The organism is Grimontia indica (assembly GCF_000333895.2).
GTDB lineage: Bacteria > Pseudomonadota > Gammaproteobacteria > Enterobacterales > Vibrionaceae > Enterovibrio > Enterovibrio indicus.
In genome coordinates this window covers 32,929-46,290 of the sequence record NZ_ANFM02000033.1, presented here as the reverse complement: position 1 = coordinate 46,290, position 13,362 = coordinate 32,929, and the positions used below count along the sequence as shown (strand labels likewise).

Annotated in this window: 9 protein-coding genes; 4 read left to right on the top strand and 5 right to left on the bottom strand. The window is 49.4% G+C overall.

The features are described from left to right. Nucleotide 1: 1 nt before the first annotated feature. Nucleotides 2-913: an aldo/keto reductase gene (locus tag D515_RS17960; RefSeq protein ID WP_002540525.1), complete on the bottom strand. Its 912-nt coding sequence runs from the start codon at nt 911-913 to the stop codon at nt 2-4. A 193-nt stretch (nt 914-1,106) separates the two neighbouring features. Between D515_RS17960 and D515_RS17955 the strand changes: the two genes are divergently transcribed. The 3 genes from D515_RS17955 (at nt 1,107) to D515_RS17945 (ending at nt 4,964) form a co-directional block, all read left to right on the top strand. Beyond that, nucleotides 1,107-1,817, top strand: a complete 711-nt coding sequence (locus tag D515_RS17955) for an aspartate/glutamate racemase family protein (RefSeq protein WP_002540524.1) — start codon at nt 1,107-1,109, stop codon at nt 1,815-1,817. Further along, on the top strand, nt 1,814-2,320 hold the full coding sequence (locus D515_RS17950) for a GNAT family N-acetyltransferase (RefSeq protein WP_002540522.1): 507 nt from the start codon (nt 1,814-1,816) through the stop codon (nt 2,318-2,320). Before D515_RS17955 ends, D515_RS17950 begins: the two co-directional genes overlap by 4 nt. Nucleotides 2,321-2,648: 328 nt before the next feature. After that, the gene (locus tag D515_RS17945; protein WP_039850282.1) at nt 2,649-4,964 is read left to right on the top strand and encodes a methyl-accepting chemotaxis protein; all 2,316 of its coding nucleotides are present in this window, start codon (nt 2,649-2,651) and stop codon (nt 4,962-4,964) included. Nucleotides 4,965-5,028: 64 nt separating this feature from the next. Here D515_RS17945 and mukB read toward each other — a convergent pair whose 3' ends face one another. From mukB to cmoM, 4 genes are read right to left on the bottom strand one after another with little or no spacing between them, the layout of a single operon-like run. After that, the gene (gene mukB, locus D515_RS17940; protein WP_002540519.1) at nt 5,029-9,489 is read right to left on the bottom strand and encodes a chromosome partition protein MukB; all 4,461 of its coding nucleotides are present in this window, start codon (nt 9,487-9,489) and stop codon (nt 5,029-5,031) included. Then, complete coding sequence (mukE, locus tag D515_RS17935; RefSeq protein WP_002540518.1) at nt 9,486-10,208, bottom strand: chromosome partition protein MukE; 723 nt, start codon at nt 10,206-10,208, stop codon at nt 9,486-9,488. The genes mukB and mukE overlap by 4 nt, the downstream gene beginning before the upstream one ends. Then, complete coding sequence (gene mukF, locus D515_RS17930; protein ID WP_002540517.1) at nt 10,189-11,511, bottom strand: chromosome partition protein MukF; 1,323 nt, start codon at nt 11,509-11,511, stop codon at nt 10,189-10,191. The genes mukE and mukF overlap by 20 nt, the downstream gene beginning before the upstream one ends. Before the next feature lie 37 nt (nt 11,512-11,548). After that, nucleotides 11,549-12,331, bottom strand: coding sequence for a tRNA uridine 5-oxyacetic acid(34) methyltransferase CmoM (gene cmoM / locus D515_RS17925; protein ID WP_002540516.1), 783 nt, complete (start codon nt 12,329-12,331; stop codon nt 11,549-11,551). 113 nt (nt 12,332-12,444) lie between these two features. Here cmoM and elyC point away from each other — a divergent pair, with 113 nt between their 5' ends. Then, nucleotides 12,445-13,335, top strand: a complete 891-nt coding sequence (elyC, locus tag D515_RS17920) for an envelope biogenesis factor ElyC (protein ID WP_002540515.1) — start codon at nt 12,445-12,447, stop codon at nt 13,333-13,335. Nucleotides 13,336-13,362 lie beyond the last annotated feature (27 nt).

Genomic DNA, 13,362 nt, shown 5'->3' with positions numbered 1-13,362 from the left:
CCTACGGCACACCGTGACCCTTGCTTGCAACCCAAATGCGATACCACTGCTCACGACTCAGTTCGACTGACATTGCCCCCACAGCAGATTCCACACGTTCAATCTTACCCGAGCCAACGATTGGCAAAGGCTGACTTGGATGACGGATAACAAAGCCATAAATCACCTGCTCCATCGTTATACCGAGCTCCTCAGCAATTTCTGGCAGCGTTGCTCGCAGACGAATGGCTTGCTCAGAATCCGAAGAGAAGACCTCCCCACCGCCCAAACAAGACCACGCCATTGGACGAACACGCAATTGCTGCATTAAATCCAGAGTACCATCGTGTGCGACGTCGAAATTAATTGGATTGATTTCAACCTGATTCGTCACCAGAGGCTTATCCATGCGGGATTGCAGCAGGTTAAACTGAGAAGGTGTAAAGTTAGAGACACCAAAGTGCTTCACCTTACCGGCGGTATGAAGCTTCTCAAATGCAACAGCCACTTCATCAGCATCCATCAAACAATCAGGGCGATGGATCAAGAGCACATCCAGACTATCCACGCCAAGACGGGAAAGACTGTTGTCGACTGACTGCAGAATATGCGCTTCTCCGGTGTCGTAGTGGTTAATTTTACGCTCCGGAGCACTCTGACTCACCAGCTTGATGTCGCACTTGGAGACAATCTCCATGCTATCGCGTAGTGAAGTCTCCAGCTTCAGCGCTTCACCAAACAGCGTTTCGCACTGATAGCCACCGTAGATGTCTGCGTGGTCGACCGTGGTGATACCCAGTTCAAGGTGCTTTTTGATAAAGGTAAGGCGCTCTTGTGGAGACATTCCCCATTCACCTAGGCGCCAATAACCTTGAACGAGCTCTGAAAGCTCTGGCCCTTGCGGCGCTATTTGTGCCCGTTTAATCGCAGTCACTCAACCTACTCCTGTTATTTGAGTATCTCCTTTGCAACATCAGCAAAGGTGGAAAGCCAACAATGTAACATGGGCCGCAAATTGAAAGCACTTTGCCGTCCAAAAAATGATTCAGCTCTGAGCCCAAAAAGTGTTTTATTTCCTCAGCTTGTTCGATATATATTCGAGAAGACCCGCGCGTAAGGATACGAATATGAAAACCATTGGCTTAATTGGCGGAATGAGTTGGGAGTCGACAGCGACTTACTACAGGTTATTGAACCAATACACTCGGGAAGCTTTAGGTGGTCATCACTCCGCGAAAATCCTGATGAGCAGCGTCGATTTCGCCGAAATTGAGGCTCAGCAACGCGCTGATGCTTGGGATGAATCTGCAAAACAATTAGCAGGAGAAGCAAGAAAGCTTGAAGCCGCAGGCGCTGACTTTATGCTGATTGGTACCAACACCATGCACAAAGTGGCTTCTGAAGTTCAAGACGCGATTTCCATTCCTCTCCTGCATATTGCCGATGCAACCGCTCAGAAGCTCAAAGAAGATGACATCAAGCATGTTGGTTTGTTGGGAACACGCTTCACCATGTCACAGCCATTCTACAAGGAGCGTCTTACTTCCCACGGTATTCAGGTGACTGTTCCGGAAGGTTGGCATCAGGACATTGTTCACGAAATTATCTACCAAGAACTGGTTCAAGGTGAGGTAAACACGCATTCCCGCAAACAGTATCTTTCTGTTATCGATGCACTTAAAGCCCGTGGGGTTGAAGGTATTATATTGGGATGCACTGAAATAGGGTTGTTGATCCAGCAGCAGCATACTCCTATTCCTCTCTATGACACCACTGAACTGCATGCAGAAGCAGCAGTTAAACTAGCACTGTCTGAGTTCAGCAAGGACGCAGTATGACAATTCGAGCAGTACAGGCCGGAGATCTTCAGGCCATTAACGACATCTACAACCACTATGTGCGTGAAACCTCGATCACTTTCGATTACGAGCCATGGACAATCGAACGACGTAAAGCCTGGCTGGAAAAGCTGAAAAACAGTGAGGGTTACTATCATGTACTAGTCAAAGAGAACGAGCATGGCGAAGTGATTGGATTTGCCTATAACAGCGAGTTCAGGGAAAAACAGGCCTACAAAGTCAGTTCTGAAATCACGATCTACCTCCACCCCGGCGTGCGTGCCAAGGGTTTAGGATCAGCACTGATGGAGGCTCTTTTGGACAAAATGTTATCTTCTCCGGTGTCTAGAGCTTATTCTGTGATTACTTTACCGAACCCTGCCTCAATTAAATTGCACGAAAAACTTGGCTTTCAACAGGTTGGGCTATTGACTGATGTTGGCTATAAATTTGACCAGTATTACTCCGTTGCCATTTTAGAGAAGTCAATAAATAACAAATAAATACAGATCCTCATTCATTATCAACACATTTTAAAGTGGGCAAAGGCTTATAAACTTTGTCCAATTTCTCTTACCCACCGCAAAAACCGAAAAGACCATAAAGTCATACAATCCCACCAACAACCCTCCACATTTACCGTATTTCACTTCTTAATTTAAATTTCTATCCCTCTGTTTTTAATAATGAAAACTAATTCCCTTCACTTTCATTACCTTAATGAGCCCGCACAAAGATTCCTGCGCGAAGTAAACAATTTGTCAAAAAGTTTTCCTACACTTTCAAGAAACCTATTTGGATCGCATGTCTCTTTTATGGAGCAAGGTGACAATGAGAATTTCTACAAAAATTAAAACCGCGTTCATCGCAATCAGCGCCATCGCTGTCATTGCGACAGCGAGTTTACTCACAGCAACTGCCATCAATACTTCCTCATTAGCGATTGAACATCAGTTGGAGAATCAACTGCTTTCAGTCAGAGAAGTGAAAAAAGCGGAAGTGCAAGATTATTTCGTCAACATCAGTAAACAGCTCACCAATCTGGCCAACTCAACCATGACAGAAGATGCCATGGTTCAATTTGCGAAAAGCTTCCAAAGTGTCACCACAGAGACGTTCCCAACCACGGAGCAGGGAGACATTCTCAAGAACTATTACCAAAATGAATTTGGGGCTACGTTCAGGGAAACCAATAATGCCAGTACAGACGCCCTATCAAACCTCGACAGCATTGGTCAAAACGGATTGCTTCTGCAACAGGCATATATCGGTTTAAACGAACACCCACTCGGTAATAAGCACCTGTTAGACAAGGCAAGCGATGGCACGACTTACAGTGAGGTTCACGAGGTTTTTCACAACAATTACCGCACCTTTCTGGAGTCATTTGGTTACTACGACATCTTTCTGGTCGATAACTCTGGCAATATCGTGTACTCAGTTTTCAAAGAGCTCGACTTCGCGACCAACCTCCAAACAGGCCCTTACAAAGACAGCGGTCTTGCTGAAGCGTTTACTGGTGCGAAAAGTTTAGGCAAAGGCGAGTTTTCCTTTGTCGATTTCAAACCCTACTACCCTTCCTATGACAGCCCCGCTTCTTTCATTGGATCCCCGATCGTAAAAGATGGAAAAAACATCGGTGTACTCGTCTTCCAAATGCCCATTGATACGATTAACACCATTATGACTTACCACGGGAGGTGGCGAGAAGACGGTTTGGGCGAGTCCGGGGAGTCTTTCCTGGTTGGCCCAGACGGCCTGATGCGCTCTCAAGCTCGTATGTTGGTTGAAGATAAAGAAGAATACCTCAAACTACTTGCCACATTTGGCGTGCCGCAGAAACAGGTCGACCGCATTGCCACCACAGAGTCTTCTGCAGGGCAGCAGCCTATAGATTCAACATACGCGAGCCAGGCGCTTGCAGGTGAAAAAGGCTTCGTTGCTACGGAGAATCATCTTGGTAGCACTGTGTTCGCTGCCTACACACCGATAGATATTCTTGGCATCCAATGGGCACTGATTTCAGAGATAAACAAACAAGAAGCGCTGTTCGAGGTTCACGCTCTTGAGTCCACTTTGTATCAGGCGGCAGCTCTTACAGGCGTCGTGATTATTGCTATTGCTATCATATGCGCTTGGGTGATTGCTTCAAGCATTAATAAGCCGATTGCCAATCTCACCCAACGTATCACCAGCATCGCCAAAAATCATGACCTCACGATGCGTTTGGATGCCAGCGGCAAGGATGAAATTGCCCAGCTTTCGTCATCAATGAACACCATGCTTGATGACTTTATGACGGTTATTAAAGGCGCAGATGCCACCGTCAAAGCACTTGGCGACGCATCTTCGGATATCCAACAAAACATCAGTTCGATGCGCGGTGAGGTTGACCAGCAAGCATCTAATTCAAGCCAAGTAGCCACTGCCGCAACAGAAATGAACGCATCTATTTCAGAGGTTGCGAATTTTGCCAATACCGCCTCAGAGTCTTCTGAGAATGTGGTGCAATCAGTGCGTCAAAGTGCCGATGTTGGCAAGCAGCTGGTCAACGAAATTTCGTCCCTCTCAGACAAGATGGACGAAGCAACCCAGTCCATGGAGCAACTGTCAGCCGAAAGTCACTCAATTGGCACTGTGCTTGATGTCATTCAGGGCATCGCAGAACAAACCAACCTCTTGGCACTGAATGCCGCGATAGAAGCTGCGCGTGCGGGTGAACAAGGACGCGGTTTTGCGGTGGTTGCTGACGAAGTGCGTTCGCTGGCGATTCGAACCCAAACATCGACAGAAGAAATCCGCGCCAAAGTAGAATCACTTCAGGCGGAAACAGACAAAGTGGTCAACGGAATCAGAGGTGCCAATCAGTTTGTGGCAAGCAGCGTAGAAAACTGTAACCGAAACAACGAAATGCTGGCACAAATTGAAGGCATGATGGTGGACATTAATGACATGAACACCCAAATTGCCACAGCGGCGACGGAACAATCTTCAGTGACGGAAGAAATTTCGATGAACGTGACGAATATTGCCCGTTCTTCCGAAACCGTCTCAGAGAAAACGGTCAATACCGATGGCACTGCCATCAGTATTAACGAACAGGCAAAGAAACTCACCGAACAAATCGGGATGTTCAAAATCGCCTAGTCCATGTTGCAGTAAAACAAAGGCCAGCATATTTGCTGGCCTTTTCGTTCTGTTTGAATCTCGCTTACTCAGCGATTTCCAATGCTTCCTGAATCGGGGGATTGGTTTTCGCCATCTCTCCAAATCCACGCAAACCGACAACGTGCACGTGTTCTTTATCGTTAAAGATCTTACGTACCAGCTTGTAGGTGGTACCCTGCTCTGGGCTGATGTTTTCCGGCGCTGCAATCAAAAGCTGCATATCCAGACGATGACAAAGCTCGAACAGGGTCGAGATTGACTTCGCATCCAGACGCGCTGCCTCATCAAGGAACAGCAGACGACAAGGAATCACATCTTTGCCGCGCAGACGGCGGGATTCTTCTTCCCAGCTCTGCACCACCATCAACAGGATTGCTTGGCCGGTACCAATTGCTTCACCCGTCGACAATGCGCCGGATTCAGCCTGCAGCCAACCGTCAGTACCACGGTTAACTTCAATACCCAGTTCCAGATAGTTACGGTAGTCCAGCAACTCTTCACCCAGAATCTGAGGAGAACGTTGACCCAGATCGATATGCGGGTTCAAACGTTGGAACAGTTTCGCCATCGCTTCAGAGAAGGTCAGACGGTTGTTACCAAACAAGTCTTGATGCTGTTCAGCTTTCTCTGCCAAGCCTTCTAACAATTGCGCGTGGGTATCACGAATCGACACATTCAGGCGCACACCTTTCACCTGACCAAAGGCGATGTTAGACAAGCCTTGGTTCAACAGGCGAATACGGTTTTGTTCGCGCTGAATGGTTTTGCGGATAATGTTCGCCACAGACTCTGAACTGATCGCCAAACGCTTCTCGCGCTGAGTCAGTTCCTCCGTCAAACGCGCCAGTTCCACTTCCATTTCTTCAATCGCTTCGACTGGATCGTCGGTACGAATGATGTCGTGACGGATACGCTCGCGCAGGTGCTGGTAAACCGCTATGTAGAACAGAACTTTACGTTCAGGACGCGCCATGTCTTCAGATGCACGCAGTGCATCGCGCAGTGTTTCGTTGTCAGCCACTGCCAGACGCAACGCACCCAAGGATTTATCCGACAGTGAACGCAACTCGTCAGCAGACATATACGCCATTTCGCGGCGGTTCAGCTGCTTCTCTACATTACTGCTGCGGGCAATCTTGAGTACATCCATCCAACCCGCTTTTGCATTGACGACAAAAGTGCGCAGTTCGGTGTATTCTTTGCTGGCTTTCTTCAGCGTTTTCACCAGAGATTTCATCTCCAGCTCAATCGACGTCAGGCCTTTTTCCAGCTCGCTCTTACGGCTGCGCGATTGTGATAGCTGTGCATTCAGTTCGTCACGACGAACACGTGCTCGCTCTTCCGCTTCTACATCGGCGCGAACACCAAGCTCCACCAGCTCACGTTTGAACTCAGCCACCGTTTCTTGTTTCGCTTGGTGCGAGCTCTTCAGAGACGCTAGAAGCTGGTTGTATTGGTTCACCTGATCACGAACCTGCTTCACGTGTTCACGTGAACGGGTACGGGCTCGCTCTGCGTCCATCAGTTTAGCTTTCAGCTGTTCATTCAGTTCGCTACTTTTATCAAGAAGCTCAACCGCATCGGCGTAACCAAAGTGGTGACGACGCTCAACCAGATCAGACAACGCAAACAACGTTTTCTTCAGCGATTGTAGCGCTTCGTCCGCTTGCTGGTAAGCAGCGTTCAGTGCATCAAACTGTTCTGGGTCGGCATCCAGCGTTGAAACCAGATTCTCCAGTTCAGCCAGCGCTTTGCCATGCTCACGGGTGAAGTGGCGAGCTTCGTCTGCCTGAGACAGGCGGCTTTCCACTTCTTCCAGACGACCTTCCAGCGTTTCGTCTTCAAGCGCGTTAACGACGTGCTGAAGTTTGTTCAAAAGTGCAATCGCTTCTTTTGAACCGGTCAGTTGGCTACGAACCTGCTGCTCGCTCTCGCGAAGCTGAGCCAATTGACGCTGAACGCTGCCACGTTTTTCACGCAGATCTTTCAGGGCTGCTTCTGGATCTTCGTTGAATGCCACATTCATGTGGTTCGACACAAATTGGTTGAAGCTTTGGGTCAAACGTTGAAGCTTCTGCGCATCAAACGAGGCTTTGGCGTAGTTTTCGACTAACTCTTCACGCTTCTCACGTAAGATATCTAAACGGTGCTCACGCGCCGCGCGGCCAAATAGTGGGATTTTCGGGAAGCGAGAGTAACGAAGCTGACGGTCGTTTAAGTGAACACAAACCGCATCTTCCAGCTCTTCAACATCGAATACGCTATCGTCAAAACCGTCCGCATCACCTTCGATGATGTAGAGGTCTTCCGGACAATCATCCAGATCCAGCAGCTTCTCTTTGATACCTTTCAGATCAGGCACCACAATCGCGTGACGTGCCGGGCCATAAAGTGCTGAGAAATACGGTGCATCATCAATGGTGATGTCATCGTAGATTTCAGAAAGCAGCGTGCCACCCAGTGTGTCAGCCAGAGATTGCAGGCGCGCATCATCGCTGCCGCCTGGCTGTGCCAGACGCTCGATTTCTGCTTCCAGCGCTTGTTTCTCAGCTTGCAGCTTATCGCGGGTCGAGATAGTTTCACGCTCATCCGCCATCACGCGCTGCATGGTATCCAGCACCGCCTGATTGTCATATAGTTCGGCGTCAGTCTGCTCTGCTAATTTCTCCAGCGCTTCTTGTGCGGCAATCCAGGCTGGTGCGACTTTTTCGAACTCAACTGCTTTGGCATTGATTTCATTTTCGCTGCGTTGCAGTTCGCGGACTTTCTCCGCTTGTTCGCCAACCGCTTCTTCTGCGGTTTCCAGACGCTCTTGCTGACGCGCCATTTCCAGCTCAACCGCTTCTTCAGAAGCGACTGTTTCGTTGAACTGGCGTTGATACTGCTCAGACAGGGTTTTCGCCTGCTGGAAACTGCGCATCTGACGCTCAAGGTCGCGATGCTGTGAAGTCAGCTGTTCAGCGTTTGCCGCAAGGTTCGCAAATTCGCGGCCTTTTACGATCACTTCGCGGGCTTTCGCGCCTGCATCAGAACGGTCGACTTCGCCAGCGATGCTACGCACCAATTGAAGGCCACGCTCGAACTGCTTAGCTGCGGCAGAAGACAGATCCAGCTTGTGTTTCAGGCTTAAAAGCTCAGAGGTTTGTGCCTCTTCCTGCGCTTTCAGTGAACCCAAATATTCGTTTGCGTTTTCTTGTGAAAGCTCGTCATTGCCTGTCAGTTCACGGGCTTTTTCCAGCGCTTTCACCGCTTGCTGATATTGCAGCGCGCGGGTTTGCTGCATATCCAGCGCTTGCTGGTAATCCGCAAGCTGGGTTTTCAGGCTATCCACTTCTTCTTCAGAAAGGTGCGCCTGTTCTTCCGCCATCGCGAGCTGTTCAGTGGCTTCTTCCACCACCATCATCTGCTCTTCGAGGCGGATTGCCAGCTCTTCCAGATCTTCTTGGTAACGTTCGACTTTCTCTTGCTGACGCACAGCGGTCTGAACCAATTGCAGATGGTCAGACGCGGCTTGATAGTCTTGCTCTAAGTGAGTCTGGCTGTCAGTCAGCGCATCCAATTCATCCGTCATGCGGCCAAACGTGGATTGGAAATCATCCAACTGGCGACGAGAACCTAACAGTTCGCCGCGGCGCTGCAGTGCCAGTTCAAGCTTCTTGCGACGCTCGTTGGCATGACGCATGTAATCGGACGCCACATAGTTGGTTGATTCAGTGATCAGGTGCTTGAACAGGTCACGGTCACGCTGGGTCAGCTTGATGGCTTCCAGCGTCATACGGTTTTCGCGAAGCGCTACTTCCATGTCCTGGAAAGCTTTCTTCACGCCGCCGTTTTGTGGCAACAGGTAATCACGGAGGGATTTGGTAATCGCACTCGAAATACCACCGTAAAGCGACGCTTCAATCAGGCGGTAGAACTTAGAACGATCGCTGCTATTACGCAGCTTCTTCGGCAAAGCACCGAACTCGAACATCTGCGCGTGATAGTCAGTCACGGAGTTGAACGCTTTGTAATGCGCCGTATCGTAGTCTGCCAGCGCGTCTTTCACTTCGTTCAATTGACGAACGCGAACCTGATTCGCCGACACATTTTCGATCAGAATGTCAGTTGGCTTCACGCCAGATGGCAAACCCTGAACGATGAAAGGCTTGATATCAACTTTCTTATCGCGGCCCGCTACTTGTTGCAGACGAACACCGAAAAGAATGCGTTGGTTACGCGAGTTCACCACATCCAGCGCAGCATAACAGGCACCCGGCTTCAACTTACCGTGCAGACCTTTATCGCGTGATGCGTTAGAGCTGCCCGCTTCTGTGGTGTTACGGAAATGCAGCAGGCTTTGGTCTGGAATCATCGCCGTGATGAACGCCGCCATAGTGGTGGATTTGCCCGCACCGTTACCGCCAGAAAGCGTCGTGACCAGATTGTCGATGTCAAAAGTACGGGCAAAGAAACCGTTCCAGTTGACCATAGTCAGCGATTGGAATTTACCGCGTTGGGTCATGCCTGAACCTCCTGATCATCATCTTCACGCTCTTCGTCGTGTTCTTCATCTTTCAGCAGGCTTGATTGAGCGTGCTCTTGGGTGTGGATGACAGCTTCGCCATCACGGATCAGACGCAGTTGTGCTTCGCGGATATCGTCTCCCGCGCGCACATCGGCACCGAAGCGGAATGTCGCTTCGCTCACGCGGAATTTCCCGTTCTCACCGATTGGCACAATCATGCCCAAGCGGCGAAGACGACGCAGTGAGGTCTTCACTTTGTCGAACAGTTTTTCACGGTCTAAGTCAGACCCAGATGCACGCAATGTCACCAGCTTCATCAGTTTTTTCTCGTCTGCCAGCGTCAGTAGCTCGTCAAACAGTTCCTGAGTGGTGAAAATACCTTCCTGCGCCAGACGCTCTGGGCTCAGGTAAAGGAAACAAAGGACCTTACCCACCAGCATGTCGAGTTCGGACAACACTGCGCGTCCGATCAGTGAGGTTGAACGCGGACGCAGATAGAAAAAGCCTTCCGGCGCACGCACCAACTCAGCGTTATAACGCTGGTAGAAGTGCTGCAACGGGCTTTCAAATTCAATCAGGTATGCATGATTATCCAGATCTTCGCTAGCAATATGGCGGCCAGCACGCAGCGCACTATCCAAAGCCGGGAATAAAGGATTGGCAATCGCTTTGGCCAATTCTTCCGGCATAAATTCTTCAATATTTATCGATGACATTCGCTTGTACCTTGGCTCCATAATCGTTAATTGCCTGCCAGTCCGGCTGAATCGCACTCAAGTCAGATTGCGAGTAACCAAGGCGAACCGCTTGGTTGATCACAATCCGCGCTAAGTCGAAGTGGCGTGCTTGTGGGTGTTGAGCCAGATAGTTTTTCAGTACCACGCCCAAATCAATGCCCTCGCCCGTCGTACGGTGACGAGACAGCATGTCAGAGATTTGGTCGCTCAATTGGTCGTTAACCAGTGTCAGTTCCTCAAACTCGACTTCTGCCGGCATTTCGCCTGTCACTTCGTCATCACGAAGTACCAGTGCTTCGTCACGCATATCGCGTAGACGCTCTGCATCGGCAAAGGTCAGGAACCATGGGTTATCGAAGTATTCTGTCACCGACTGGCGAAGACGCTGGCTAAACGCGCGGTTCTTGTCCATGTCGATGGCATTACGAATAAATTTGTGAACGTGGCGGTCGTAACCGATCCACAGGTCAATCGCCTGCTGGCCCCAGTTCACGATGCGGTCCAGCTTCATTTGCAGGTTGTAGATCATGGCATCAACGAAATCTAAATCGTCGCGGCCTTGTACCTGTTCCTGAATATTCAAAAGCTGGGTTTGCAACTGGTCACCGGCTGATTGCAGAGTGTCTTGCAGTTCACGCAGGGTACTGGACGTTTCGTTCAGCAGTTGCTCACAGTTGGCAATCGCCGCCTGCCAGTCCTGATTTAACAGCGCAGCAATGTCTTCTTTCACTTTCTGCTGCTGTTCATCCATGGTGCGTTGGTTCAGATCGATACGATCGAAAATTTCGGCCACTGAATACTTCAGTACGCCGTAAACATTCTTACGCCAGAAATCTGCATCGCCGTCTTCTTCTGCAGCCGTCAGGGCTTTTTCAATCTCATCTGCCACCATGGACAGTTGAATAGAAAGCTTGAGAGAGCTGTATTCGCGGTGACGCGCATAGTAATCGCTGATACCCAGTGCCAGCGGTGTGAGTCGGTAAATACTCGCACCGTCCGTCATTTCACTGGTGAAACGGCTTAGCAGGCGGCTGCGTACCAAGTCGTTGATGGCATTGTTCGCACGAAACGCAATGGTTTCGCTAGCTTGATCGAATTGGTCACTGACGATACGGAATGCATCAATCAGCTCCCCTTCCCCTAGCTCCTCCTCATAGCGCTCGTTGCTAAGTACAGCAACGGCAAGGAGAAATGCCAGCCGTTCCGGCGGCAGATTGAGGGAGAAGTCATTCGTTTTCACCCAACCAACCAACTCAGGAACAGTCTGAGAGAATTCGCTCATCCGTTTTCCTTGTTGTATACGTGTAATCTTGTAATCGTTATGGCTCGAGAGGCCTTTGCGCGTACACGTGAATGTAGCGACCTAACGAGATAAAAGGTTCCTGACGACAAAGCTTTTGCTCCATCGCCACCACCTGTTCAAAGGTGAACTCGCCCGTTCTCGTGTCTTTCATATAGTCATGGAACGTGCGGACACCACTTTTCCCTAAAATGGTAAAACCGGCCTCTTCAATCCACTGGTAAACATCTTCCGGTTGAAGACCTTTTTGAGGCTGGAGTTTGAAACGTTTTCTGTGCGGCATGCCTTCTTCTACATGGGTCAAATTGCCGCAAATTAAATTCTTAAACAGCAATCCATTTTGGTTGTAGAACATGACCGAAGCAACACCGCCCGGCTTAACTTGTGACAGTACGACATCCAGTGCTTCACGTGGATCTGCCAACCATTCCATCACCGCATGAAAAAGCATCAAATCGAATGGTTTATCAACATGCTTTGCGATTTCCTGCGCAGGCGCGTGGACGAAGCGATATTGCGGCAGGAGGCCTGCTTCTCCGATATCTTTTTCCGCCAGTTCGAGCATCTGTGAAGAAAGATCACACAAGGTGACTTTGTGTCCACGATGTGCAATTTGTTGCGATAACTGCGCTAAACCGCCTCCAGCGTCCAAAATGTCTAATGGACTGGATTCACCCAAGCGGCTAAGTATTGATTCGAGATCTTGCCAAACAACGGCTTGGCGGATTTCTCCCTTGCCCGAGCCATAAATGTTTTTAACAAATTTGTGGGCAATGTCGTCGAAATTTCTATCCTCTGTCACAGTGCCTTCGTTATCATTGTCTGCTAAGGGGTTTATTTTCGCATAAGCCTGCCGTTAATAAAGGTCTGATGCACTTTCTGGCCCCTGTTTGACTATATTTCGGGCGACATTTCATGTTTGAACTAAAAAAACTTATATCAACTTTACTGATGCCCTTGCCTGCGCTACTGCTTCTTGGATTCTTCGGTCTCTTTTTGATCTGGTTTACCCAGCGCAAAGGCTTCGGTTCGTTCCTCGTTTTTGTTTCGCTGCTGTTAATCTTCTTGGCATCTTTTCAGCCTTTCACCTCTTCACTGCTTATCAAGCTGGAAAGGCAATATGAGCCATTCCTTCCACCGGAGGATCCCGTCGAGTACGTGATGGTGTTAGGTCACGGACATGTCGTTGATGATGAGATTCCGCCAACCTCAGAATTGTCACGTGTGGCGCTCATGCGCCTTGCTGAAGGTGTTCGCATTCACTTTATGTACCCAACCTCAAAGCTTATCCTGTCTGGCTATGACGGTGGATATGAAGTGAGCCATGCTCGCATGCTCGCGCGGGTGGCAATGGCGCTAGGTGTCAACAAGAACAATATCCTGTTACTCGAAACCGCAAAAGACACCTGGGAAGAGGCTTTCCAGGCTGCATCAGTTGTCGGTGACAGCAATCTGGTTCTGGTAACGTCGGCAAACCATATGCCACGTGCAATGTATGAGTTCGAGAATGCAGGTTTGAACCCAATTCCAGCACCAACCAACTTCATGGCGCAGAAAGAGATTCACCAACCGTGGATCAAGTACGGCCCTCGTGCGCAGTACCTTGAGCAGTTTGAACGTTACTGGCACGAAAACCTGGGACAATTATGGCAACGCCTAAGGGACAAAGTCGCCCAACAGGAAGCGGTGCTTGATGGTGATCCCGTTACCTCTCCGGAGCAAACTAAAGATGCAGTGATGGAAGATATCGAAGAGCTGGATCAGGCTATCAATCCCAATGCGGATAATCTAGCGCCTGCCAATTAACACGCTTTTTGAACCAGAAATGAAAAC

Bases quoted from the DNA above. Each gene is read 5' to 3' on its own strand.
- D515_RS17955 (WP_002540524.1), top strand. From the start codon at position 1,107: ATGAAAACCATTGGCTTAATTGGCGGAATGAGTTGGGAGTCGACAGCG.
- D515_RS17950 (WP_002540522.1), top strand. From the start codon at position 1,814: ATGACAATTCGAGCAGTACAGGCCGGAGATCTTCAGGCCATTAACGAC.
- D515_RS17945 (WP_039850282.1), top strand. From the start codon at position 2,649: ATGAGAATTTCTACAAAAATTAAAACCGCGTTCATCGCAATCAGCGCC.
- mukB (WP_002540519.1), bottom strand. From the start codon at position 9,489: ATGACCCAACGCGGTAAATTCCAATCGCTGACTATGGTCAACTGGAAC.
- mukE (WP_002540518.1), bottom strand. From the start codon at position 10,208: ATGTCATCGATAAATATTGAAGAATTTATGCCGGAAGAATTGGCCAAA.
- mukF (WP_002540517.1), bottom strand. From the start codon at position 11,511: ATGAGCGAATTCTCTCAGACTGTTCCTGAGTTGGTTGGTTGGGTGAAA.
- elyC (WP_002540515.1), top strand. From the start codon at position 12,445: ATGTTTGAACTAAAAAAACTTATATCAACTTTACTGATGCCCTTGCCT.